The following is a 22,824-nucleotide window of genomic DNA, read 5'->3' as shown; positions in this document are numbered from 1 at the left end:
GCGCTGCGCGTGAAAAGCCAAGCCAGAAAAGGCCGCGCGGCGCATCATCTTTTGCAATTGCTTGCATTTTTCCTATCCCATTTGCAAATGGCATCCTGCAAAATGCTGCAGCGTCGCACGCGGCGCCAGGTCAGCTCGACGCGTCGTTACAAGGCGGCGCGCATGGCAGAGGCAGGAGCACAGGCAGGGAAATGCAAACATCAAACAGTAGTGCGCGCAGGACTCACCGGACTTCGCGCGCGAGTCTCGCATCGCTCACGGCATTGGCCGTCGCGGTGCTCATCTCAGCCAATCTGAGCGGCTGCAGTTCGCTCTACTCGGAGACGGCCACCGCCGGCGCCGGTATCGGCGGTGCCGCAATCGCCGGCCAGGTCACCCATAACGCTGCTGTTGCTACCGGTATCGGCCTCGGTGCCGTCGCCGCTGCGCAGGCCGGCGTGCAATACACGGAACGTGTCGTCCACCGCAATACGCAAGACGGTATCGCCAAGGTCGCCGGACCGCTCGATGTCGGTGCCGTCGCACCGTGGAGCGTCACGCATAGCGTGCCGATCGAAGACGACACGCATGGCCGCGTCACCGTGAGCCGCACCATCAGCGCAGGCGCGCTCGACTGCAAGGAAATCGTCTTCTCGGTCGATGTGGACGCGACCAAGGATAAGCCCGCCAGCAGCGCGTTCTACGTCGCCTCGATCTGCCGCGACGGCACGGCGTGGAAGTGGGCTTCCGCAGAACCCGCCACCGAACGCTGGGGCGCGCTGCAATGAAATCGCGTCTGACAATGCCCATGCGCGTGCGGGTCGTGCTGGCCGCTGCGCTGTGCGTCGGCGCGAGCGTGCTGACGAGCGGCTGCTCGTCGGTGGGTGCGGCAAGCGGTGCGGCCGCCGGGGTCGCGTCGGGTCTCGTGACTGCCAATCCCGCTGTCGGCATTGGCGTTGGCATTGCGGTGCAAGCGGCCACGGACGAAGCCGTGGCCCGCTACATGCGCAACATGCACAGCGACCAGCAGAACGAGATGGCTCAGCTCGCGGGCGGCATGGCGGTGGGCGAGACCAAACCGTGGAGCGTCAAGCACAAGATGCCGATCGAGAACGGGCACGGCGAGGTACGCGTGACGCGTGCGTTCACGTCGGCACTCGCCATCTGCAAGGACTTTGTCTTCTCGGTCGCGGATAGCAACAAGCCCAACGCGCACGAAAGCTGGTACACCGCCAGCGCCTGTTTGCAGGACCAGGGCTGGAAGTGGGCTTCGGCCGAACCGGCCGTGGACCGCTGGGGCAATCTCCAATAATGCAAAAGGGGCGGCAGGTCTAACCTTGCCGCCCCTTTGCTATTCACTTCGAACCCGACGTATCAGGACTCCACGTCCTCGAGACTGAAAATTTCCGTCTGGTCGTTGTACGAAAAGATCTCGCCATAACGGCCCCAGTTGATGACCGCGTCGAGCGTCTCTTCGGCCGCGCTGTCCGACAGAAAATCTTCCAGTTCCTGCTCGAAGCGCACACGCGGCGCACGATGCCCCGGGCGTTCGTTGAGTACCTTCTTGATTCGTGCGGCGAGCGGGACGTGGCGCAGCAGATGCTCGGCGAACATCATCTTCCGCTCCTGCGTACCGAACTCGGAAAACACGCGTGCCGGCGGCGTCAGGAAAATGTCCCCTTCGCGCACATCGGCGAAGCCCAGGTGCTGCAGCACTTCGGCGACCGGGAACAGATCGTCGACCTCGAGATGCAACGAACGGGCAATTTCCGGCATGTCGGCGCGGCCATGGTACGGTGCCGCAGCCAGCATTTCGATCAGACCGGCCATCAGGTTGGTCGACACATGCGGCAGCCAGCTTCCGAGTTCCAGGCCCTTCTTCGTCGACTCGTCGGTCTGACGCGCCGTCATCTTCGCGTAGATCTCGTCCACCAGCTTGCGGAACGCCGGGTCGAGACGGTTACGCGGGTGATTGAACGGCACCTTGATCTCGGCGATCACGCGGCCTGGGTTCGACGAGAGCACCAGAATCCGGTCGCACATGAACACCGCTTCTTCGATGTTGTGCGTGACGATCAGCACCGACTTGATCGGCATACGGCCCTGCGTCCACAGATCCAGCAGGTCGGTACGCAGCGTTTCGGCGGTCAGCACGTCGAGCGCCGAGAAGGGCTCGTCCATCAGCAGCAACGTCGGATCGACCACCAGCGCGCGGGCGAAGCCCACACGTTGACGCATACCGCCTGACAGCTCGCGCGGATAAGCGTTTTCGAAGCCGTCCAGACCGATCAGGTCGATCGCCGCCAGCGCACGTTCGCGGCGTTCGCGAGCACCGACGCCCTGCGCTTCGAGACCCGCTTCCACGTTCTGCAGAACCGTCAGCCAGGGGAACAGCGCGAAGGTCTGGAACACCATCGCCACGCCCTTGGCGGGACCGTCGAGCGGCTTGCCCAGGTAGTCGACCTTGCCGCCGGTCGGCTCGATCAGGCCGGCGATGATACGCAGCAGCGTCGACTTGCCCGAGCCCGAGCGGCCCAGCATGCCGACGATCTCGCCTTCACGCAGCGACAGGTTCACGTCGTCGAGCACCAGCAGCTCGCCTTGATTCTTGTTGAAGCCTCTGGACACGTCCTTGACGGCCAGAATCTCCGCACCCAGACGCGGCGGCGAGGGTGGCGTCTGGACCGGCGCAGCGGTAACGGCAGCTTTAGGATTTTGCATCGCGGTTTGCCTTTAATTTCCTGTCAATCGAGCCGAAGCTTGGATTCGGCGTAGGCGTACATCGGACGCCACAGCAGGCGGTTAAACAAAGTCACAAACAGGGACATCACGGCAATGCCGAGAATGATTTTCGGGAAGTCGCCCGCCGCCGTGGTCTGCGCGATATAGGAACCCAACCCGTGGGCCACCACCTTGGTGTCGCCCCACTGCACGTACTCGGCCACGATGCTCGCATTCCACGCGCCGCCCGAGGCCGTAATCGCGCCTGTGATGTAGTACGGGAAAATGCCCGGCAGCATCGCCTTGCGCCACCACTGCCAGCCGCGGATACCGAAGTTGGCGGCCGCCTCCTTATAGTCGTTCGGATACGAACTGGCGCCTGCGATCACGTTGAACAGGATATACCACTGCGTGCCGAGCACGATCAGCGGCGACAGCCAGATATCCGGGTTCAGATGAAAGCGCACGATGACGATCACGAACACCGGGAACAGCAGGTTGGCCGGGAACGCAGCTAGGAACTGCGCGAGCGGCTGGATCTTCTCGGCCAGCGCCGGACGCAGCCCGATCAGCACGCCGATCGGTACCCAGATCACGGAAGAAATGGCGATCAGCAACACCACCCGCAACAGGGTGATCAACCCGAGCACGAGTACGTGGCCCACCTCATCGAGCGTGACGCCGGTGCGTACATAGGTCACGACGCGAAAGACGACGTACACCGTCAGGAGAATCACGAGGACGCCCCAGATGATGTCGCCCACGCGCGACGACTTCTGACGCTGCGGTACCGGGAAACTGACGCCGGCGAACGACGGCAGACGCATCGGTACGCGCGCCGCATTGGCGAAGATCCAGCCCATTGGCACCAGCAGGCGGTGAATCAGACGAGTGCGCCGCACGAGGTCGAGCAGCCAGGATTCCGGCGCGTTACCGGAGCTGGTGTTCTCCATGCGGAACTTGTCGGCCCACGCGACGAGCGGGCGGAACAGAAACTGGTCGTAGGCGAGAATCACGATCGTCATCGTCAGGATGACCCAGCCGATCGCGTGCATGTTCTTGTCGGAGATCGCCTGCGCCAGGTAGGCGCCGATCCCCGGCAGCGTGATCGTGTTGTTGCCCACCGTGATCGCTTCGGAGGCCACCACGAAGAACCAGCCGCCCGACATCGACATCATCATGTTCCAGATGAGGCCCGGCATCGAGAACGGCACTTCGAGCTTCCAGAAACGCTGCCAACCGGTCAGGTGAAAACCGCGCGAGACCTCGTCCAGATCGCGCGGCACGGTGCGCAGCGACTGGTAGAAGCTGAAGGTCATGTTCCAGGCCTGGCTCGTGAAGATTGCGAAGATCGCGGCGAGCTCCGCGCCCAGCACCCGGCCCGGGAATAGCGCAAGAAAGAAGGTAACCGTAAACGAAATGTAGCCCAGCACCGGCACCGACTGCAGGATGTCGAGAATCGGCACCAGCACGAGACCGGCACGGCGGCTCTTGGCGGCGAGCGTGCCATAGATCAGCGTGAAGGCGAGCGAGGCCACCATCGCCGCCAGCATGCGCAGCGTGGTGCGCAGCGCGTATTCGGGCAAGCTCGACGGAGCCAGAGAGATCACCTGGGTCTTGAGCGTCGACATGGGCGCGAGCGTCTGGTGAAAGCCGATTGCCACGGAGGCAATCACACAGATGATCAGCGGAAAGGCGACGAAGTCCCAGCCGTTGGGCAGCAAGCGCCAGGCGGAAGCATTGGCGGTGCGTTTCAGATCGAAACTGAAGTCCATCAGGCAGCACCCTTCCTGTTTACATACGCTACGTGGAGACAGACCGCATCGAGCGGCGCCGGGACGACGGAACAGGCGAGGTTTGCCGCTCGCGCGGCAAACCCGGCGCGAAGGCCGGAAGGTCGGTCCGGAAAGCAGAAATCAGGCATGACAACAAGCATATGCGAGGTAATCGTTAGCGTCGGAGAGAGAATGACCGGCGGCGGCCGGGGGCATCTTCCCCCCGTCAAACCACCCTGGAGGGCCGCTCCGGCTGCCTGTCACGACAGGCGCCGCCTTGGGGCTGGCGAGCTTTCCTTGTTTTGGACGGCACGACACTACTACAACCTGTGTTTCAGGCACAACCTTTCGGGGCAAATCAGTTGCGCGCAGGGCCTCTGGCGGCCCTGCCCGACCGGCAAAACCGGTGACCGGACACCCTCGGACATGCTCCGGGCACATCTGGAAAACCCGCGGCCCTGTTCAGAAAGCCCCCCTTACAGCCGTTAACTACCTGATGACACACGCCGAATCGCAATATCGGATGGCGCTGCGCCGTCTGGCGGTTAAAATCGAGACAAAGCGACTGTGACGGTCGGATACCGAGGGCTTCAACCGAACTGTCCCAGATCGCCGCGGCGGACATACCGCCGCCCCAGCAACGACTCAGCGCCGGCGCGCTGCAACGATTGACCTTGTTGCATATAAAAGTCAGACGGATCCGAGAGTCGATGAACAGGAAATCCTTGCGCCATGCAGTCGGGCCGGTCAGCTTCGCGCTGGTCGTGCTGGTGTGCTGGCTCGTGTCGGGTGTGATCGCGGACCGCATGGTTCAGCAGGAACTCGACGCCGCCCTGCGCGCGCAACGGCAAATGTCCTCGTCGGTCGTCGACAACATGGCGGAGGTCATCGCCAGCGACCTCTCCATGGCTCGCGCCATTCCAGCCACGATGGCGGAACTGAATGTGGTCCAGCAGGCGCTCGCCCACTCGCAAGCTTATTCGGTGACGAGCACCGCGCCGGAATCCGCCCTGCGCAATGCCTTGCTCAAAGTGCCGGAATTGACGACGGTCAGCAGCTTCCTGCACGACGCTCAAGGTTTCTCGGGACTCGACTCGATCTGGCTCGTCAACGCCAACGGTGTGTGCGTTGCGTCGAGCAATGAGCAGTCGCGCGGCTTTGTCGGCATCGACATGCGCACCCGCAACTATCTGTCCAACGCGCTACTCGGCGCCTTCGGCGAAGCCTATGGCGTCGGCCGGTCGAGCGGCGAGCCGGGCATCTTCATCGCGGCACCCGCCTACGACGATGGCGTGCTGGTAGGTGCGGTAATCGCCAAGGTCGGGATCGGGCGCTTGCGTCACTGGGTCGCCCACGCGGGCACGTTCGTGGCCGACGAAAACGGCGTGATCATCATGGCCCACAACAGCGCGCTGGAAGGCCATGTGCTGCCGGATGGACGCGTCAAGCAGATGAGCGTCGCCGATCGCGAAAACGTTTATCGCCGCGTCGAATTCCCGAACGTCCAGATCGAGGCGGACATGCGGCAGGTACGCGAGGAGGCGCCGTGGGTGCCCTCCGCGATCGCCACACAACTGTTCGCCATCACCGACCGGCCTATGCCGGCGCTGTACGAATCGCGCAGCGGCCTCAATTCGGGACTCTCCGCGCATCTGGTCGATCCGCTCACGGCCTGGCCCGAACTGCTGCGCAACCATAAGCGCGACCGGCTGCTGGTCTTCCTCACGCTCGCGGGCACCGCGGCGCTGGCGTGGGTGATTACCGTGTCCTACGTGCGCGAGCGCCGCCACCACCGGGCGACGCGCGACCTCGCCGAACAGTTGCAATCGGCCAATACGCTGCTGTCTGCCGAGGCGCGTCACGATGCGCTCACGGGCGCCTTGTCGCGCCGCTATTTCCTCGACCTGTTGCGCCGTGAAATCGAACGCGCGCAGGCGAGCGGCGACGCGCTGTGCATGGCGATCGCCGACCTCGACCACTTCAAGCAGATCAACGACCGCTTCGGCCACGCTGCCGGCGACCGCGCGCTCGAACACTTCGTCGATACTTGTCGCGCCGAACTGCGTGCCAACGACGCGATCGGCCGGCTAGGCGGCGAGGAATTCGGCATCCTGTTGCCGGCCACCGCCCTCGAGGGCGGCCGCGAGGTCGTCGAGCGGCTGCGCACCCGGCTCAAGGCCGTGCCGTCGACCAAGCTGCCCTCCTCAGCCGGTCTGAGCGTCAGCATCGGCATCACCGAGTTGTCGCGCGAAGATCTGCCCGAGCGGATCATGAGCCGGGCCGACCTCGCCCTTTACGCCGCCAAAACCGGCGGCCGCGACCGCACTGAAGCGCTGCCGCCAGACGACACCGCGCCGCCGGCGCGCACCGCAGCGACAGCCTGGTGAATCGATACGGCGCAACGTTGCGAGTGCCGACACTCCGCAGGTAAGCAGGTATGATCGACCTTCATACGAAGCTTGTCGTCACCGCTCTACCAGGAGAGATGCATGAAGGGAAATCTGGTCATCGTTTGCCGCGATCACGATGCTGACGCGTTCGATCATCTGTTGTCCGAGTACGGCGCCTTTCAGACGCGCCTATCGTCAACGGCGTGGTATCTGAAGCTCGATGTCGCCCCGGAGCTGATCCAGGAAGAAATTCTCACGCGCCTCGGCAAGTACACGACTCACTACATCTTCGAAGCAGAAACCGTTACGTGGAATACGGTGGACAGCGACGCGGCCGCTGCGCTGAATACGCTGTTTTCGGAGTAAGACTTCGGAGGAAGAGAAGGCGTCAGGACCGGACTGAAAGACAGAAGGCCCGCAGGCCTGGAAGCAGCAGCGACTAGGCCAACGCTGCCAGGCCGGCCCTACCAGGCGCTCTCCGAGGCAGTAGCCATGCGCGGCACGGCCTCGAACGGGAACGTCATCAGGACCCGCAGGCCGCGCCCGCCATGGTTGCCGATTTCCCATTCTCCGCCCGCGCGACGGACCAACCGTTCGACGATCGCAAGCCCTAGCCCGCTATGGCCGTTGCCGCCACGCGCCGGGTCGAGCCGCACGAACGGACGGCTCGCGTTCATCAGATCCTGCGCGGCGATGCCTTGGCCGTTGTCCTGCACAGCCAGCGTGTAACCCGACGACGTTCGCGCGGTAGACACGATAACCGGTGGCTGGCCGTACGCATGTGCGTTGTCGAGCAGGTTCGACAGAATGCGGTCGAGCGTAGCGGCTGGCAGCAGGAAGCCCGGACCCGCCTTCAGGTCGGTCAGCACCGAGGCCGCGCTGTTGGCAACCGCCCGATAGCTGCGCACCACGCGTTCGCATTGCGCGTCCACTTCGACCGCCTCGCTGCGATCCGCGCCGTCGTGTGCGAACACCAGAAATTGCTCGACGATGTGCGTCATCGAATCGACGTCGCGCACCACGCCGTCGCGCACCTTCGCCTCGTCCATCATTTCGGCTCGCAGGCGCAGCCGCGCTAGCGGCGTCTTCAGATCGTGTGCGACACCGGCAAGCATCACCGCCCGATCGTTCTCCGTGCGCGCTACTTCCTGGACCATCTGGTTAAAGCCATGGGTCAACTGGCGCAACTCGCGCGGCCCGCGCTCGGGCACCGGCGGCACCGGCTGGCCGCGGCCAAAACGTGCCACTGCACTGGCGAGAGAGCGCAACGGCTGCTGCAACTGCCACGCGGCGAAGAGCGCCGCCATTACCGCAAACGTGAAGATGATGGTGAGCCACAACACCATCCGGTCGACCGAACGCGGCGGCCGCAACGGCTGCACCGGGACGACGATCCAGTCACGGTCACTCGCCTGGCGCACCCACAGCGTGGGCGGCTTGCCCGGCTCGCCGAGGCGTACCTGGGTGCCCGGCGGCATGCGGTCACGCACGTCGTCGAGGAAGTGGTTAAGCGGCGAGCCGTCGTCCTGCTGCACCGCCGGCACGGCGCTGGAGGCCGGGTCGACGAGGCGCACGCGCGAAGGCAGCGGCTGATCCGGCGTATGGGCGACGTGCTGACGCACAGCGTCGACGAGGAAGGTCGCCTCTTCTACAGCGTAGCGATTCTGAAACTGGCTGCGCTCGAGGCGAAACAGCGCATAGCCCGCGAAATGCGATAGCAGCAGTACCACGACGACCAGCAACGCCAGCCGTCCAAACAGTGAATCAATGGGCCGGCGCATGTTGTTCGCCATCAGGCACGAACACGTAACCGCGGCCGCGAACGGTCTGAATGAAGCGCGGCGTGGACGGATCGGTTTCAAGGATGCGTCGCAGACGCCAGACCTGGACGTCGATGCCGCGGTCGGTGCCGTCGTATTCGGGACCATGGAGCAACTCGAGCAGGCGTTCGCGGGTGAGCGTACGCATAGGATGATTAACAAAAATCTTTAGGAGGGCGAACTCGCTGCCCGACAACGTGAGCGGTTTGTCTTCCAGATTCAGCGTGCGCGACTGGAAATCCAGCGTGAAGCGGCCAAAGGTGAAAGGCTCGCGCTGCTCAGGTGCGGCCGCCGAAGGCAACGTGCGGCGGCGCCGCAGCACAGCCTGCACGCGCGCCAGCAGCTCGCGCGGATTGAACGGTTTGCCGAGGTAGTCGTCCGCGCCCAGTTCGAGACCGACGATCCGGTCTACGTCGTCAGCGCGCGCAGTCAGCATGATCACCGGGATGTCGTCACCAGCAGCGCGCAGTTTGCGCAGCGCCGTCAGGCCGTCCACACCCGGCATCATCAGGTCGAGCACGATCAGATCCGGACGCTCGCGTTCGAGCCGCCGCTCGAGCGAGCCGGCATCGTGGAGCACCGAAACTTCGATGCCCTGACGAGCCAGATAGTCGCGCAGCAGATCGCGGAGTTCGAGGTCGTCGTCAACAACAAGTATTTGAGTAGCCATGGGATGAAGTTTAACGCGCAGCAGTTGGGGTTACCGGGCCGGAGGTCCCCCAAAGGGTTACCGGGTGTTACGACGAAAGGCGCACGTAATGTCGCGTAATAGCGACACGCGCTCAGGTAACACAGCGAACTCTGCGGATCTCTACGCTGTGTCTTACCGAATGCATCCCGTCCTGTGTTGCCGTGTTTGCATCGTCGGCTATTCCATTACAAGGAGCCACTCATGTCCACAAAAATGTCACGCTTCGTCGCCGTCGCCGCAGCATCGCTTGCTATCGGTCTTGGCTCAGTCGGTCTCGGTTCAGTCTACGCCGCTCAAACTGATGGTCAGGGCGCACCCGGCGGTCCGGGAGGCTGGCACCATCACCATGGCCAGTTCATGCAGGAACTGAACAAGCTGCACGGCCAGCTTAACCTGAACCCGGATCAGGAAAAGCAATGGCAGGCCGCTCTCGACACGATGAAGCAGAACCGCGAAGCAGGGCGTACCGCCCACAAGCAGATGCACGATCAGATGGAAGCGTTGAAGTCGCAGCCCATTCTCGATCTGAACGCCCTGCATGACCTGCGCGAAAAGGCCGAAGAGCAGCGCCACCAGGCACACGAGCAGACCTCGGCAGCCTGGCTGACCTTCTACAACGGCCTGAACGACAAGCAGAAGACCATCGTCAGCACGGACATCAAGGCGCACTGGGCCAAGATGGAAGCCCGTCATGACAAGATGCACCAGCATTGGCACCATGACAAGGGTGCAGCATCGGCACCGGCTGCTAACTAACAAGACGTAACTGCTGGCAGAGATGGCGGCGCTGTCCCTGCGTCTTTGCAAACAGAAACGCCACGGAAGTTCGTTCCGTGGCGTTTCTGTTTTTCTGCGCCGGGTTCAGGAGAACTGAGGGACTCCTGGGCTTACCCCCAGCTCGCGTTGGCATCGTCAAACGTCTTTAGCCGCCTGAGCACACCCCCTCACTTAAGCGTTCAACGAGCCGAGATCGAACAGCAGTACCTCCGCGTCCCGGCCCTGTTCGAGCGTGATCGTCTCAACGTCGACGATCATGGCGGCATCGCCCGCAGCGAGCGCTTCGCCATTCACGGTCAGCGCGCCGCGCGCCACATGCACATAGGCACGCCGCCCAGCCGGCAGCGGGAAGGTAGCCTGCTCCGCCCCATCGATCAGCGCCGCGTAGATCGACGCATCCGAGTGAATCGTCACCGAGCCGTCGCGTCCATCCGGCGAGGCGACGATCCGCAGACGGCCACGCTTGTCGGCGTCGTCGAAGCGCTTTTCTTCGTAGCCCGGTTGATCCCCGGCGCGTTGCGGCAAGATCCAGATCTGCAGCAGATGCGCCTCTTCGTCCTGCGACGCGTTGAACTCGCTATGCTTCACGCCTGTGCCGGCGCTCATGCGCTGCACGTCGCCGTGACGGATCGTCGAGCCGTTGCCCATGCTGTCGCGATGGGCCAGCGCGCCCTCGAGCACATAGGTGACGATCTCCATGTCGCGATGTCCATGGGTGCCAAAACCCTGGCCGCCCGCAATACGGTCTTCGTTGATCACGCGTAGCGGTCCGAAGTGCATGTGATCCGGATCGTAGTAGTCGGCAAACGAGAAGCTATGGTAAGAGTCGAGCCAACCGTGGTTGGCGTGGCCTCGTGCTTCGGAGCGGCGAATCGTGATCATGGGTTTCCCTGGTCAATGCGTTGCGATGCACAGAATGTATGGGCGCACGGCATCCGGCACAACCCGCAAGCGTGCACCGGATCGTTTCATAAATACAGACAATCTGCGCGCGCCGTGAGGCATGAGGGTGTCGAACTCGCGCGACGCATCCGTTCGGGTAAAATACCGCGCTTTTCGGGCGGACATCGCCGTGCGGGCCGCCAAAACGGATCCGGCACGAGAATTTTGACCGCCTAGAATAGCGACGGCCAGTACCCGCATGGGCTTGCCGCGCGACGGGCGCGCCCCCGGACGGGAATACCGCTCAATGGAGCACCATCCGACGGGAACGCCTCACACTTCGTACTACAGTCGAAACCCAGACCTCACGCGGCGCAGACAAACCGCGTCTTTCGCGGTGTGCCTCATACGCATCGTCAAGGACCTTATATGTCCCTTCAAGGCTATGGCCCGTTGCTTCTCAACGGCACCTGGCAGACTGTCAAGCTGGCGGTGCTGTCGCTGGCATTCGCCTTCGTGCTGGGCCTGCTCGGCGCGGCGGCCAAACTGTCGAAAAACCGTGTCTCATATAGTGTGGGCACGCTTTACACCACCCTCGTGCGCGGCGTGCCCGACCTCGTGCTGATGCTGCTGCTGTTCTATAGCCTGCAGATCTGGCTGAACGACCTGACCGACGTGCTCGGCTGGGACCAGATCGACATCGACCCCTTCGTGGCCGGCGTCGCCGTGCTCGGCTTCATCTACGGCGCGTACTTCACCGAAACCTTCCGCGGCGCCTTTCTCGCCGTGCCTCGCGGCCAGCTCGAAGCGGGTGTCGCCTACGGCATGAGCGGCTGGCAAGTGTTTTCCCGCATCATGTTCCCGCAGATGATGCGCTTTGCGCTGCCTGGCATCGGCAACAACTGGCAGGTGATGGTGAAAGCCACCGCGCTGGTTTCGATCATCGGACTCGCCGACGTCGTGAAGGCTTCGCAGGATGCGGGCAAAGGCACGTTGCGGTTCTTCTTCTTTACCCTGCTTGCCGGGGCTATCTATCTCGTTATCACCACGGTCTCCAACTTCGTGCTGATGTACCTCGAAAAACGCTACTCGACCGGCGTACGGAAGGCGGACCTATGATCGAGATCATTCAGGAATACTGGCGCAACTACCTTTACAGCGACGGCTACCGCTTCACCGGGCTCGTCATTACCCTGTGGCTGCTGGTGGTGTCGATCGGCCTCGGCTTCTGCCTGTCAATTCCGCTGGCGGTCGCGCGGGTGTCGAAGAAGAAATGGCTTGCCAGTCTGGTGTGGCTGTATACGTATATCTTTCGCGGCACGCCGCTCTACGTGCAGCTGCTGCTCTGCTACACCGGCCTCTATAGCCTTGAAGTAGTCCGCAACCACGAGCTGACCAACGCGTTCTTCCGCGACGGCATGCATTGCACGCTGCTCGCCTTCACGCTCAACACCTGCGCGTACACCACCGAAATCTTCGCCGGCGCCATCAAGGCCACTCCGTACGGCGAGATCGAAGCCGCGCGCGCCTACGGCATGTCGCCGTTCACGCTGTACCGGCGCGTGATCCTGCCGTCGGCGCTGCGCCGCGCGCTGCCGTACTACAGCAACGAAGTGATCCTGATGCTGCACGCCACCACGGTCGCCTTCACCGCCACCGTGCCGGACATCCTCAAGATCGCGCGCGACGTGAACTCGGCGACCTATCAGTCGTTCAACGCGTTCGGCCTCGCCGCCCTGCTCTATCTGGCTATCTCTTTCACGCTCGTGTGGCTGTTCCGCCGCGCCGAGCGCCGCTGGCTCGCTTATTTGCGGCCCCAAGGCAAGTAAGCCGTCAAGGATCCCGATGAATACAAAGAAGCAAAAGCTCTTCGTCGACGAACTGCACAAACAGTACGGCGACAACGAAGTTCTCAAAGGCGTTACGCTGCGCGCCAATGCCGGCGACGTGATCAGCGTGATCGGCTCGTCCGGTTCGGGCAAGAGCACGATGCTGCGCTGCATTAATTTTCTCGAACAGCCCAATGCCGGGCGCATCTTCGTCGACGGCGAAGAGGTCCGCACCCAGAAGGACAAGCACGGCGCGCTGAAAGTCTCGGATCCCAAGCAGTTGCAGCGCGTGCGCACGCGGCTCTCCATGGTGTTCCAGCACTTCAACCTGTGGGCGCACATGAGCGTGCTGGAGAACATCGTCGAGGCGCCCATCCGCGTGCTAGGGCTGCCGCGCCGCGAGGCCGAGGACCGCGCCCGCCAATATCTGGAAAAGGTAGGTCTGGCGCCGCGGCTGGAAAAGCAGTATCCGTCGCATCTCTCCGGCGGCCAGCAGCAGCGTGTTGCGATCGCGCGAGCGCTGGCCATGCATCCCGACGTGATGCTGTTCGACGAACCGACCTCCGCACTCGATCCGGAACTGGTCGGCGAAGTGCTGAAGGTCATGCAGACGCTCGCTGAAGAAGGCCGCACGATGATCGTCGTCACCCATGAGATGGCGTTCGCCCGCAACGTGTCGAACCATGTGATGTTCTTGCATCAAGGCCGCGTCGAGGAAGAAGGCCATCCGGACGAAGTATTCAGGAACACGAAGAGCGAACGGCTCAAGCAATTCCTCTCCGGCAGCCTCAAATAACGCTTAAGACAACTTTTGTAGTTTGTGTAGTATTACAAGGCGCCTACGAAGGGCGCCTTTTTTCATCTCCACATCCCCTTTTGCGACGTCAAACGTCCCAAATATCGTACCAACATCCCGTTTTTTGCCCTACTCCCACTGTTTTACAGCGTCAATAGTGGCAATCCTTAACGTTGCCTCAGACGAACCGTGATTCCCTTGTCAGACAAGGGTTTGCTGCTGTTTTTGGGACGCCTTGGCGAGTGCCCGATCACACCACTATTGCAATTTGGAGACACCAAAGCGCCCTGGGACCAATTTCTTCTCCCATCGAGGGGTATTTTTGATAAATTAGTAACCAAAGTACCAAAACAAAGTTGATTAAAAGTAGTTTCACTTCAAAACGCAGAGGAGATCCGGTCGACGAGGGATCGGTATGACGCAAAGAAAGCCTCAGGCTACATCGTCATCACAGTTCACCCGCTCGACCCGAACCGTCTCCCTGGTACGGATTTCTGTTCGGCGCCTATGGCGTCCGGACACCATTCGCAGTACTGGGTTTTTCTTTTGACAGGGTATGGAGGAGAAGATGAAGAAAGCATTACTCGCCGCGGCGTTGATGTCGGCCGGTGTAGTTGCTCACGCACAAAGCAGCGTCACGCTGTACGGTCGTCTGGACGCGGGTGTCGAATACATCAGCGGCCTTCCCAACAACAGCTACACCGGTTCCACCTCGCGCGTCCGTCTTGAGAGCGGCGACTGGGGCACGAGCCTGTGGGGTATGAAGGGCGTCGAAGACATCGGTGGCGGCAATAAGGTTCTCTTCCAGTTGGAAGGCTCGTTCAGCACGGCGACCGGCGCACTCGGCTCCTCTGGCTCGATCTGGAATCGCTGGGCGACAGTCGGTGTGGCGAACGACCAGTTCGGTACGTTCCTCCTCGGTCGTGAACTGTTCATCTCCAATGGCGTGTGGGACTTCGACCCGTTCGGTCAATCGAACTGGTCGTCGGCGTCGCTGGTCCGCGGCCGCAACTGGCCGCAGTCGAGTAACAACATTTCGTATCAGTCGCCGAAGCTCTACGGCTTTGACGTGTACGGCCAGTACGCGTTCTCGAATTCAACGTCCTTCAACGGCGGTGGCGGCAACCCTACGGCACCGGCAGCAGGTCGTGAAGACGGCTTGCAGTTGACCTACACGAACTCGCTGTTCCAGGTTCGCGGCCTGTACGACGAAATCCGTAACAACATCAACGGTAGCCTCGGCGATCCGCTCGCAGCTTCCCCGAACGGTCCATTCAACTACGGCCGCGAGTACTTCGCTGGTGTGAACGTGTTCCTCGGTCAGTTCAAGATTCAGGCTGTGTACCAGGGCTCGCGTACGTCGGGTGAAACGGGTGTACCTATCGGCACGCCGACGACGACCGATCAGGAATGGGGTGGCGTGACGTGGCAAGCGACGCCGGCCGCAGCGCTGATCGCAGCCGTGTATCACGTCAATGCGAACAACGGTGGAGGCAACGCAAACATCTACACGATTGGTGGTTCGTACAACCTGTCCAAGCGTACGTTGCTCGACATCCAGATCGCTACCGTGCGTAACAGCAAGACGGCTAACTTCGGCCTCGATGCTAATGCCGCAGGCGATGGCGGTACCGGCAACTCTAACCCCAGCGCAGGTGGCAGCTACGACGAAAACCCGCTCAAAGGCCACAGCCAGACCGGCGTGTATGCAGGTATTCAACACTCGTTCTAATCGAACGGTGTAGCTCCGAGATCTAGATTTAGAAACTTTTTCACGCTGCTGCGAGAGGCGCGTATCGGTGCGATGTCCGAAAGGGTATCGCACCGTTTTTTATTGGTGCGAGCGGTTCTGCGACCGCCGCACGTGTTTGCATTGCCTTGTTCTTGCCTGAGATCGTTAGAAGACCTCAAATCCCTCAGACCGCTGCTTCGTTTTCCTCACCGGTGCGAATGCGGATGACCCGCTCCACCTCGGCCACGAAGATCTTGCCGTCGCCGATCTTGCCGGTGCGCGCCGCACCGATGATCGCGTCGATCACCTGATCGCACTGGTCGTTGGCCACCACCACTTCGATCTTCACTTTGGGCAGGAAGTCGACCACGTATTCCGCGCCGCGATACAGTTCCGTGTGACCCTTCTGGCGCCCGAAGCCTTTGACTTCGGTCACCGTCAGGCCAGTGAGGCCGACTTCGGCAAGTGCTTCGCGGACTTCGTCGAGCTTGAACGGTTTGATGACTGCAGTGATGCGCTTCATGGTGTACCTCGTCTCTTGAGCGAATAGTTCGTTAGGGTGAAAGGAAATCGATAGCTCCGATTCTACGCCGCGCCGGATGGCTTGCGGCCATTCCAACGCGTGCCGCGTCCGCGCCGCGATTCAGGCCGCGGCGCCGGGCTTCGTTTATTCCACCGGTTCGGTATAGCGCGACGTGATCGGATAGCGCCAGTCGCGGCCGAACGCGCGATGCGTCACGCGAATGCCGATCGGCGCCTGGCGGCGCTTGTATTCGTTGATCTTGATGAGGCGCGTGACCCGCTTCACGTCATCCACCGCATAGCCGGCCGCGATGATCTCGGCCAGCGAGTGATCCTCCTCCATATACATGCGCATGATGGCGTCGAGCACTTCATATGGCGGCAGGCTGTCCTGATCGGTCTGGTTCTCGCGCAGTTCAGCGGAGGGTGCGCGCGTCAGGATCCGCTCCGGGATGACGTCCTGCCTGGGGAACGTGGTAGCAGCGTTGCGGTAATGGCACAGACGGTAGACCAGCGTCTTGGCAATGTCCTTGATCACCGCGAAGCCGCCGGCCATGTCGCCGTACAACGTGCAATAGCCCACCGCCATCTCGCTCTTGTTGCCGGTGGTCAGCACGATCGAGCCGAACTTGTTCGACAGCGCCATCAGCAGCGTGCCGCGAATCCGTGCCTGGATGTTCTCCTCGGTGGCGTCTTCCGCGCGGCCGGCGAACTCGTCCGCGAGCGATGTGCGGAACGCATCGAACATCGGCGCAATCGCGATCTCGTCGTAGCGTACCCCGACCCGGCGCGCCATCTCGGCGGCATCCGTCGTGGAGATATCTGCCGTGTAGCGCGACGGCATCATCACGGCGCGCACCCGCTCGGCGCCGAGCGCATCGCAGGCGACGGCCAGCACCAGCGCCGAATCCACGCCGCCCGACAGACCGATGAGCGCCCCTGGAAAGCCGTTCTTGTTGATGTAGTCGCGCACACCCATCACGAGCGCCGCATACACCTGTGCTTCCAGCGACAGCTCGGGCGCAACGGTAGTGGGCACAGGGCGCGCGCCATCGAATTCGACGATCGCGTTGCCTTCCTCGAACTGCGCCATCTTCGCGACCAGCTCGCCGTTGCCGTCGAGCACGAACGAGCCGCCGTCGAACACCAGTTCGTCCTGCGCGCCGACCATGTTCACGTAGACCATCGGCAAACCGGTCTCGCGGATGCGCGCCCGCAGGATGTCGACCCGAACCGCTTCCTTGTTGAGGTGATACGGCGAGCCGTTCGGAATCAGCAGCACCTGGGCGCCAGCCGCTTTGGCCTGCTGGGCCGCCGGCGCATGCCAGACGTCTTCGCAGATCACCACGCCGTATTTGACGCCGTCGAGTTCGAACACGAGCGGCCGAGGGTCCGCGGCGAAGTAACGCTTCTCGTCGAACACTTCGCTGTTGGGCAGTTCCTGCTTCAGATAAGTGCCGACCACCTTGCCGTCGACGATCAGCGAGGCCGCGTTGAAGGTATCGACTGGCGGCACGCCGCGCTCGATTGGCGCGTTTGCTTTACCATGGCCGTGCGCGGCGTCGCGGTGCGGATGACCGACCACCACGTGCAGGCCGGCGAACGGCTTCAGTTGTTCGGCGAGATCGGTAAGCGCGGCGGCACTGGCGGCATAGAAGGCCGGGCGCAGCAGCAGGTCTTCGGGTGGGTAGCCGGAAAGCGCAAGTTCGGGAGCGACGAGCAGCTTCGCACCATCGTTGTGCGCAGCGCGTGCTGCATCGACGACTTTCGCGACGTTGCCGGCGAAGTCGCCGACGGTGACATTGATTTGAGCAAGAGCGATTCGGGTCTTCATGGCAGGATCAGGGGCAAGCCGCGTAGCTTGCCGGTTGCATCGGCCAGGTGGCTCGACGAAACAGACAAAGTCGCAAAAACGTACCAACACGGACAAACGAGCGATGCTCCGCCAGACGCGGAGGATCGCTCAGATCAGGAACAGTCAAACAGATTGAACCAGCAACGTTTTGATTATCGCACGGGCATTCTGGCCTCGCCCTCCGAGGTGGACCCCGCCGAGTGGAACGCCCTCCTCGCCCAGCAGGCACAACCCACGCCGTTTCTGCGGCATGAGTTCCTGAGCGCGCTGCATACGAGCCGCTCTGCCGTGGACGAGACCGGGTGGGGTACGCAGTTCGTCACGCTGACCGACCCGCGCACGGGAAAGCTCGCGGCCGCCGCGCCTGTGTATCTGAAGGGGCACTCGTACGGCGAGTACGTGTTCGATTGGGCATGGGCCGACGCCTACAAGCGCAACGGTCTCGAGTACTATCCGAAGCTCCTGTGCGCTGTGCCGTTCACGCCTGTGCAGGGCAACCGGCTGCTGTCCGTGGATGCGCACGCGTTGCGCCACCTGGCGGCCACGCTGATGGCATTTGCCGAACAGGCGGATGTGTCGTCGCTGCACGTGCTGTTTCCTACCGCAACCGAAGCCGAAGCGCTGACCGGCCTCGGCATGATGCAGCGCGAAGGTGTGCAGTTTCACTGGCTCAACAACGGCTACCGCGACTTCGAGGAATTCCTCGCGACGCTCGAGCAGAAGAAGCGCAAGAACATTCGCGCCGAGCGCCGCAAGGTGCGTGAGGCGGGCATCACGATGCGTCGGGTGCGCGGCGAAGATGCTACGGATGCCGACTGGCGCTTTTTCTCCAAGTGCTATCGGCAGACTTACCGCGAGCACTTTTCGAGTCCGTATCTGAATCTTGAGTTTTTCCGCACGATTGGCGCGACGATGCCCGAGAACCTGCTGCTGGTGATCGCGGAATACGATGGCAAGCCGATCGCCAGTTCTCTCGTGGTGTATCAGCGCGATGAAAAGACCGGTGGAACGCTGTATGGGCGCTATTGGGGCGCGCTCGAACATGTGCCGTGCCTGCACTTCGAGACCGCTTACTATCAGCCGCTCGAGTTTTGCATCGAAGAGAAACTCGCGGTGTTCGAGGGTGGCGCGCAAGGGGAGCACAAGATGGCGCGCGGTTTCCTGCCTACCGTCACCCGCTCGACGCACTGGCTCGCCCATCCCGCCTTCTCCGATGCCGTGGCGCGCTTTCTCGACAACGAGACGAACAGCATTCACGCATACGTCGATGAGTTGCGTGATCACAACCCGTTCAAGAGCTAGCGTATCACCATGCCGTGGTTTCTTTATCTGATCGAATGCGCGGATGGTAGCGTCTATACCGGCATCGCCATCGATGTGCAGGCGCGCTTCGACAAACATGTGAGCGGCACAGGGGCGCGCTATACGCGCTCGCGCAAGCCGCTGCATGTACTCGCTTCGTTTGAACTGGCGGATCGGTCCAGCGCGTCGCGCGCGGAGTACTTCGTCAAACGGCTGACGGCGGTGGAGAAACGTGCGTTGGCGGCGGGGGTTCGTACGCTGGAATCGGTGGTGCCAGCAAGCATCGCTGAGGAACAGTCCGATAAATCAAGAAGCGACGCGTAACGGGACCCTACCTTTTACGCTTGCCAACCCAGGAGCTGATGTTTGATACTGCGCTGGCACCAGGGAAGGGTACCTTGTGCCGCCTTAGCGGCGCCCTCTGTCGGCGTCCACCTTCTGCTTGAGGGATGAAAACGCCTTTTGCGCGGAGTCGGAGATCTGTTTTTTCCCGCGCTTTAGCACTGCGACCTCTGATTTCCTCAGCACTACGGAACCCGAGGAGGTACTGTGCTTCGTCGGCCGTGAGCGCAACCGGCTCGATCCCAAAGGTTTCACGGATGTCATGGCCAAACTCCTTCTCTAAGCGTTGCACCGTCTTTTGGACTGGATACAGTCTACCAGACCGGCTAGCGTTGCCCAGGACGGCCGCCGCGACGACGTTCCCGCCACCACGCCGTATATGGTCTGCAAGATCGCAAAGCGTTCCGCCAAGCGTCATGACGTCGTCGACCAGAACGTAGTCACTTCCCCGAAACACGACGCCGTGAAACGAGGCGCGTGCGTTCAGGCGCTCCATCGGATCCGCCCCGGTGTGATAGACCTTCGTTGTCTGCACAATGTCCTCATCCACTACGCCGCCGGCGATGGCTAGCATCGTAGCGAGAACCTGTGGTATCGCGTTGTCGCCCCTAGCTTCTCGCGCATGCGGAGCCACAAAGATCACGTCGACTGGCAGCGTTCCAGCATCCATAAGGGATATGACATCCCGCAATAGCGGGCCTGCGATATCGGAAACAAGAGCAATTGCCGCGTCCGCATCACCGGCTTTTGCACTCTGATAAGACGGATGCTGCTTCAGTACTTTGTCGTCAGTCCAGACAAAAAGCGGATGCGTCACCGTCGCGGGAAAGCCAAACGTCCGCCGAGGCGGTCCAACTGGCGCTCGTTTCCCGAGCATTGAGGCCCGATTGTGCATCGGGTATTGATCGCTCGGAGAGTTGGTTTTTCTGCGCTTCGCCATCGGTAAAGTATATCTTGGCTGAAATCGCCAGCGGCTTCAGATCAGTGTGCAGATGATTGCGCTAAAACATACTCCCATGAAAAAACCGCGCCGCCCTCTCGGGTCAACGCGGTTTTTTAACACCGGGATGCTCGAACCAGCTTACTTCTTGTAGTTCGCCACGCCTTCCGTGATTTCCTTGTGGGCGGCTTCGACATCCGCCCAGCCTTCGACCTTCACCCACTTGCCCTTTTCGAGCGCCTTGTATTGCTCGAAGAAGTGCTTGATCTGGTCTTTCAGATACGACGGCACGTCGTCGATCGACTTCAGGGTTGCCGTCATCGGGCAGACCTTGTCGTGCGGCACGGCGATCAGCTTGGCGTCGACGCCCGATTCGTCCGTCATCTGCAGCATGCCGAGCGCGCGCGCGCGCACGACCGAGCCGGCCAGCAGCGGGAACGGCGTGATCACCAGCACGTCGACCGGGTCGCCGTCGCCCGACAGCGTTTGCGGAATGAAGCCGTAGTTAGCCGGATAGCGCATACCCGTGCTGATGAAACGGTCGACGACGAGCAGGCCCAGATCCTTGTCTGCCTCGTACTTCACCGGATCGCTTTGCGCCGGGATTTCGATGATGACGTTGAAATCTTGCGGAAGGTCTTTGCCTGCGGGTACGTGATTGAAGCTCATGAGCGCTCTCTGAACAGGATGAAATTCGGAACACGGCGCGCGATACGGCGTCTGACTCAGGTCAGGCGCGGCACAGCGGACCGGAAGTGCGGAATACACCATTATAGCCAATCGGCCGATGGCACCTCCGTGACGATCGGCGCGATAATCTTTGGAACCGTGCTTTCGGACGCAGACGAAGTCGCACTTGCAGCAATGATTGCAGCCGTGACCGCAACCGCGCCACGGGCGCGTCAGAAGCCGTTCCAAGACTTTTCAGCCAGGAGCATGCATGGAAGAAGCCAGACACTTCATCGGCAGCGAATGGGTCGCCCCAGCCGGCGGCGAAACGATTCCCGTGCTCGATCCCTCGGACGGACAGCCGTTCACGCAGTTAGCCCGTGGCAGCGCCGCGGATATCGATGCCGCCGTGCAGGCCGCGCGCAAAGCCTTCGACGGCGCATGGGGCGCCACCAGCGCAGCCGACCGTGGACGGGTGCTGTACCGGCTATCCACGCTGGTGGCCGCGAATCACGAAGAGCTCGCGCAACTCGAAGCGCGCGACACCGGCAAACCATTGCGGCAGGCGCGTGCAGACGCGACGGCGCTGGCGCGCTACTTCGAGTTTTACGCGGGCGCCGCCGACAAGCTGCACGGCGAGACACTTCCCTATCAGAACGGCTACACCGTCTTTACGATGCGCGAACCGCACGGTGTGACCGGCCACATCGTGCCGTGGAATTACCCGATGCAGATCTTCGGCCGCAGCGTCGGCGCGGCGCTCGCGACAGGCAACGCATGCGTCGTCAAGCCGGCTGAGGACGCTTGCCTGTCGGTGCTGCGTGTTGCCGAGCTCGCTGCCGAAGCCGGCTTGCCGGCCGGCGCGCTAAATATCGTCACGGGCTACGGCCACGAGGCGGGCGCCGCGCTCGCGCGCCACGCCGGGATCGACCACATCTCGTTCACCGGCTCGCCGCAGACAGGCAAGGCCGTCACGCAGATGGCCGCGGAAAACCACGTGCCCGTCACCTTGGAACTCGGTGGCAAGTCACCGCAAATCGTGTTCGCCGATGCCGATCTCGACACCGCAGTCCCTGTGCTGGTGTCCGCTATCGTGCAGAACGCCGGGCAGACCTGTTCGGCGGGCAGCCGCGTGCTGATCGAGCGGGCCATTTACGAGCCGTTGCTCGATAAGCTCGCCACGGCGTTCAATGCGCTCCGTGTCGGGCCCTCGCATGCGGACCTCGACTGCGGGCCGCTCATCAGCGCGAAGCAACAGCGGCGCGTATGGGATTTTCTCGACGATGCGCAGCACGACGGTATTCCGATGGCGGCGCACGGCGAGGTGATCCATGAGGCGCCGGAAACTGGTTTCTATCAGGCACCGACCCTGCTGCGCGATGTGCCTCCGGCCCATCGTCTGGCACGCGAAGAAGTGTTCGGACCCGTGCTGGCCGCGATGGCCTTCACTGACGAAGACGAAGCCGTGGCACTCGCGAACGGCACGCTGTACGGACTCGTCGCCGGTATCTGGACGCGCGATGGCGCGCGCCAGTTACGGCTCGCGAGGCGTGTGCGCTCGGGCCAGGTGTTTATCAACAACTATGGCGCGGGAGGCGGCGTCGAATTGCCGTTTGGCGGCGTCAAGCATTCGGGGCATGGCCGCGAAAAAGGGTTTGAAGCGCTGTACGGTTTTACAGTGCTGAAGACGGTCGCGATCCGGCACGGCTAGCCGGCCTGCAGGCTTGACCGCGCTAACGCGTCAACGTAATGAACGCACCGCAGGCACGAATGCACGAATGCACGAATGCAGCACGGAACGC

The 22,824-nt window shown here is 62.2% G+C and carries 21 protein-coding genes; 12 read left to right on the top strand and 9 right to left on the bottom strand.

Features of this window, described 5'->3' with window-relative positions; translation table 11 throughout:
* The first annotated feature begins 191 nt into the window (after positions 1-191).
* Both P3T17_RS20915 and P3T17_RS20910 read left to right on the top strand, forming a co-directional pair.
* Positions 192-767 (top strand): hypothetical protein, encoded by a 576-nt coding sequence (locus tag P3T17_RS20915; RefSeq protein ID WP_074265456.1) that lies wholly within the window; start codon positions 192-194, stop codon positions 765-767.
* Positions 764-1,291: a hypothetical protein gene (locus P3T17_RS20910; protein ID WP_429408747.1), complete on the top strand. Its 528-nt coding sequence runs from the start codon at positions 764-766 to the stop codon at positions 1,289-1,291. Before P3T17_RS20915 ends, P3T17_RS20910 begins: the two co-directional genes overlap by 4 nt.
* 62 nt (positions 1,292-1,353) lie before the next feature.
* Here P3T17_RS20910 and P3T17_RS20905 read toward each other — a convergent pair whose 3' ends face one another.
* Both P3T17_RS20905 and P3T17_RS20900 read right to left on the bottom strand, forming a co-directional pair.
* On the bottom strand, positions 1,354-2,700 hold the full coding sequence (locus tag P3T17_RS20905) for an AAA-associated domain-containing protein (RefSeq protein WP_074265458.1): 1,347 nt from the start codon (positions 2,698-2,700) through the stop codon (positions 1,354-1,356).
* A gap of 23 nt (positions 2,701-2,723) precedes the next feature.
* A complete protein-coding gene (locus P3T17_RS20900; RefSeq protein WP_074265459.1) occupies positions 2,724-4,475 on the bottom strand; it encodes an ABC transporter permease in 1,752 nt (583 codons plus the stop codon).
* Positions 4,476-5,185: 710 nt separating this feature from the next.
* On the opposite strand from P3T17_RS20900, the gene P3T17_RS20895 reads away from it, so the two are divergent.
* The gene (locus P3T17_RS20895) at positions 5,186-6,862 is read left to right on the top strand and encodes a sensor domain-containing diguanylate cyclase (protein WP_074265460.1); all 1,677 of its coding nucleotides are present in this window, start codon (positions 5,186-5,188) and stop codon (positions 6,860-6,862) included.
* 102 nt (positions 6,863-6,964) lie between these two features.
* A complete protein-coding gene (locus P3T17_RS20890; protein ID WP_074265461.1) occupies positions 6,965-7,231 on the top strand; it encodes a hypothetical protein in 267 nt (88 codons plus the stop codon).
* Positions 7,232-7,329: 98 nt separating this feature from the next.
* Here P3T17_RS20890 and P3T17_RS20885 read toward each other — a convergent pair whose 3' ends face one another.
* A complete protein-coding gene (locus P3T17_RS20885; RefSeq protein ID WP_429408746.1) occupies positions 7,330-8,646 on the bottom strand; it encodes an ATP-binding protein in 1,317 nt (438 codons plus the stop codon).
* The gene (locus tag P3T17_RS20880; protein WP_074265463.1) at positions 8,630-9,355 is read right to left on the bottom strand and encodes a response regulator; all 726 of its coding nucleotides are present in this window, start codon (positions 9,353-9,355) and stop codon (positions 8,630-8,632) included. The genes P3T17_RS20885 and P3T17_RS20880 overlap by 17 nt, the downstream gene beginning before the upstream one ends.
* A gap of 222 nt (positions 9,356-9,577) precedes the next feature.
* Here P3T17_RS20880 and P3T17_RS20875 point away from each other — a divergent pair, with 222 nt between their 5' ends.
* Positions 9,578-10,132, top strand: coding sequence for a periplasmic heavy metal sensor (locus tag P3T17_RS20875; protein WP_429408745.1), 555 nt, complete (start codon positions 9,578-9,580; stop codon positions 10,130-10,132).
* A gap of 192 nt (positions 10,133-10,324) precedes the next feature.
* On the opposite strand, the gene P3T17_RS20870 is transcribed toward P3T17_RS20875, so the two are convergent.
* Positions 10,325-11,035, bottom strand: coding sequence for a pirin family protein (locus tag P3T17_RS20870; protein ID WP_074265465.1), 711 nt, complete (start codon positions 11,033-11,035; stop codon positions 10,325-10,327).
* Positions 11,036-11,464: 429 nt separating this feature from the next.
* Between P3T17_RS20870 and P3T17_RS20865 the strand changes: the two genes are divergently transcribed.
* The 4 genes from P3T17_RS20865 (at position 11,465) to P3T17_RS20850 (ending at position 15,392) form a co-directional block, all read left to right on the top strand.
* The gene (locus tag P3T17_RS20865) at positions 11,465-12,154 is read left to right on the top strand and encodes an ABC transporter permease (RefSeq protein ID WP_074265466.1); all 690 of its coding nucleotides are present in this window, start codon (positions 11,465-11,467) and stop codon (positions 12,152-12,154) included.
* Positions 12,151-12,864, top strand: coding sequence for an ABC transporter permease (locus tag P3T17_RS20860; RefSeq protein WP_429408744.1), 714 nt, complete (start codon positions 12,151-12,153; stop codon positions 12,862-12,864). Before P3T17_RS20865 ends, P3T17_RS20860 begins: the two co-directional genes overlap by 4 nt.
* A gap of 16 nt (positions 12,865-12,880) precedes the next feature.
* On the top strand, positions 12,881-13,660 hold the full coding sequence (locus P3T17_RS20855) for an ABC transporter ATP-binding protein (protein ID WP_074265468.1): 780 nt from the start codon (positions 12,881-12,883) through the stop codon (positions 13,658-13,660).
* 568 nt (positions 13,661-14,228) lie between these two features.
* Entirely contained in the window at positions 14,229-15,392 is a 1,164-nt protein-coding gene (locus P3T17_RS20850; RefSeq protein ID WP_429408743.1) for a porin, read from the top strand.
* Positions 15,393-15,576: 184 nt separating this feature from the next.
* Here the strand turns inward: P3T17_RS20850 and glnK are convergent, their stop codons facing one another.
* Positions 15,577-15,915 carry a P-II family nitrogen regulator gene (gene glnK, locus P3T17_RS20845; protein ID WP_074265470.1) on the bottom strand — a complete coding sequence of 113 codons (339 nt, stop codon included), beginning with the start codon at positions 15,913-15,915 and terminating at the stop codon, positions 15,577-15,579.
* A 144-nt stretch (positions 15,916-16,059) separates the two neighbouring features.
* Entirely contained in the window at positions 16,060-17,748 is a 1,689-nt protein-coding gene (locus tag P3T17_RS20840; protein ID WP_429408742.1) for an NAD+ synthase, read from the bottom strand.
* Positions 17,749-17,901: 153 nt separating this feature from the next.
* On the opposite strand from P3T17_RS20840, the gene P3T17_RS20835 reads away from it, so the two are divergent.
* Positions 17,902-19,071: a GNAT family N-acetyltransferase gene (locus P3T17_RS20835; protein WP_429286294.1), complete on the top strand. Its 1,170-nt coding sequence runs from the start codon at positions 17,902-17,904 to the stop codon at positions 19,069-19,071.
* Positions 19,072-19,080: 9 nt separating this feature from the next.
* A complete protein-coding gene (locus tag P3T17_RS20830; RefSeq protein WP_429408741.1) occupies positions 19,081-19,395 on the top strand; it encodes a GIY-YIG nuclease family protein in 315 nt (104 codons plus the stop codon).
* Positions 19,396-19,402: 7 nt separating this feature from the next.
* Here the strand turns inward: P3T17_RS20830 and P3T17_RS20825 are convergent, their stop codons facing one another.
* Together P3T17_RS20825 and ppa are read right to left on the bottom strand one after the other, a co-directional pair.
* Positions 19,403-20,353, bottom strand: coding sequence for a phosphoribosyltransferase family protein (locus tag P3T17_RS20825; RefSeq protein ID WP_429408740.1), 951 nt, complete (start codon positions 20,351-20,353; stop codon positions 19,403-19,405).
* Between the two features lie 141 nt (positions 20,354-20,494).
* Entirely contained in the window at positions 20,495-21,022 is a 528-nt protein-coding gene (gene ppa / locus P3T17_RS20820; RefSeq protein WP_074266168.1) for an inorganic diphosphatase, read from the bottom strand.
* 271 nt (positions 21,023-21,293) lie between these two features.
* On the opposite strand from ppa, the gene P3T17_RS20815 reads away from it, so the two are divergent.
* Entirely contained in the window at positions 21,294-22,733 is a 1,440-nt protein-coding gene (locus P3T17_RS20815; RefSeq protein WP_429408739.1) for an aldehyde dehydrogenase family protein, read from the top strand.
* Positions 22,734-22,824: the final 91 nt, after the last annotated feature.

Source organism: Paraburkholderia sp. GAS82 (assembly GCF_050436285.1).
GTDB classification, from domain to species: domain Bacteria; phylum Pseudomonadota; class Gammaproteobacteria; order Burkholderiales; family Burkholderiaceae; genus Paraburkholderia; species Paraburkholderia phenazinium_B.
Note: the sequence above shows the minus strand (reverse complement) of the source record. Positions and strands in the feature narration are given on the sequence as shown.

Coding starts and splice junctions, on each gene's coding strand:
- P3T17_RS20915 (WP_074265456.1), top strand. CDS start 192: ATGCAAACATCAAACAGTAGTGCGCGCAGGACTCACCGGACTTCGCGC.
- P3T17_RS20910 (WP_429408747.1), top strand. CDS start 764: ATGAAATCGCGTCTGACAATGCCCATGCGCGTGCGGGTCGTGCTGGCC.
- P3T17_RS20905 (WP_074265458.1), bottom strand. CDS start 2,700: ATGCAAAATCCTAAAGCTGCCGTTACCGCTGCGCCGGTCCAGACGCCA.
- P3T17_RS20900 (WP_074265459.1), bottom strand. CDS start 4,475: ATGGACTTCAGTTTCGATCTGAAACGCACCGCCAATGCTTCCGCCTGG.
- P3T17_RS20895 (WP_074265460.1), top strand. CDS start 5,186: ATGAACAGGAAATCCTTGCGCCATGCAGTCGGGCCGGTCAGCTTCGCG.
- P3T17_RS20890 (WP_074265461.1), top strand. CDS start 6,965: ATGAAGGGAAATCTGGTCATCGTTTGCCGCGATCACGATGCTGACGCG.
- P3T17_RS20885 (WP_429408746.1), bottom strand. CDS start 8,646: ATGCGCCGGCCCATTGATTCACTGTTTGGACGGCTGGCGTTGCTGGTC.
- P3T17_RS20880 (WP_074265463.1), bottom strand. CDS start 9,355: ATGGCTACTCAAATACTTGTTGTTGACGACGACCTCGAACTCCGCGAT.
- P3T17_RS20875 (WP_429408745.1), top strand. CDS start 9,578: ATGTCCACAAAAATGTCACGCTTCGTCGCCGTCGCCGCAGCATCGCTT.
- P3T17_RS20870 (WP_074265465.1), bottom strand. CDS start 11,035: ATGATCACGATTCGCCGCTCCGAAGCACGAGGCCACGCCAACCACGGT.
- P3T17_RS20865 (WP_074265466.1), top strand. CDS start 11,465: ATGTCCCTTCAAGGCTATGGCCCGTTGCTTCTCAACGGCACCTGGCAG.
- P3T17_RS20860 (WP_429408744.1), top strand. CDS start 12,151: ATGATCGAGATCATTCAGGAATACTGGCGCAACTACCTTTACAGCGAC.
- P3T17_RS20855 (WP_074265468.1), top strand. CDS start 12,881: ATGAATACAAAGAAGCAAAAGCTCTTCGTCGACGAACTGCACAAACAG.
- P3T17_RS20850 (WP_429408743.1), top strand. CDS start 14,229: ATGAAGAAAGCATTACTCGCCGCGGCGTTGATGTCGGCCGGTGTAGTT.
- glnK (WP_074265470.1), bottom strand. CDS start 15,915: ATGAAGCGCATCACTGCAGTCATCAAACCGTTCAAGCTCGACGAAGTC.
- P3T17_RS20840 (WP_429408742.1), bottom strand. CDS start 17,748: ATGAAGACCCGAATCGCTCTTGCTCAAATCAATGTCACCGTCGGCGAC.
- P3T17_RS20830 (WP_429408741.1), top strand. CDS start 19,081: ATGCCGTGGTTTCTTTATCTGATCGAATGCGCGGATGGTAGCGTCTAT.
- P3T17_RS20825 (WP_429408740.1), bottom strand. CDS start 20,353: ATGGCGAAGCGCAGAAAAACCAACTCTCCGAGCGATCAATACCCGATG.
- ppa (WP_074266168.1), bottom strand. CDS start 21,022: ATGAGCTTCAATCACGTACCCGCAGGCAAAGACCTTCCGCAAGATTTC.
- P3T17_RS20815 (WP_429408739.1), top strand. CDS start 21,294: ATGGAAGAAGCCAGACACTTCATCGGCAGCGAATGGGTCGCCCCAGCC.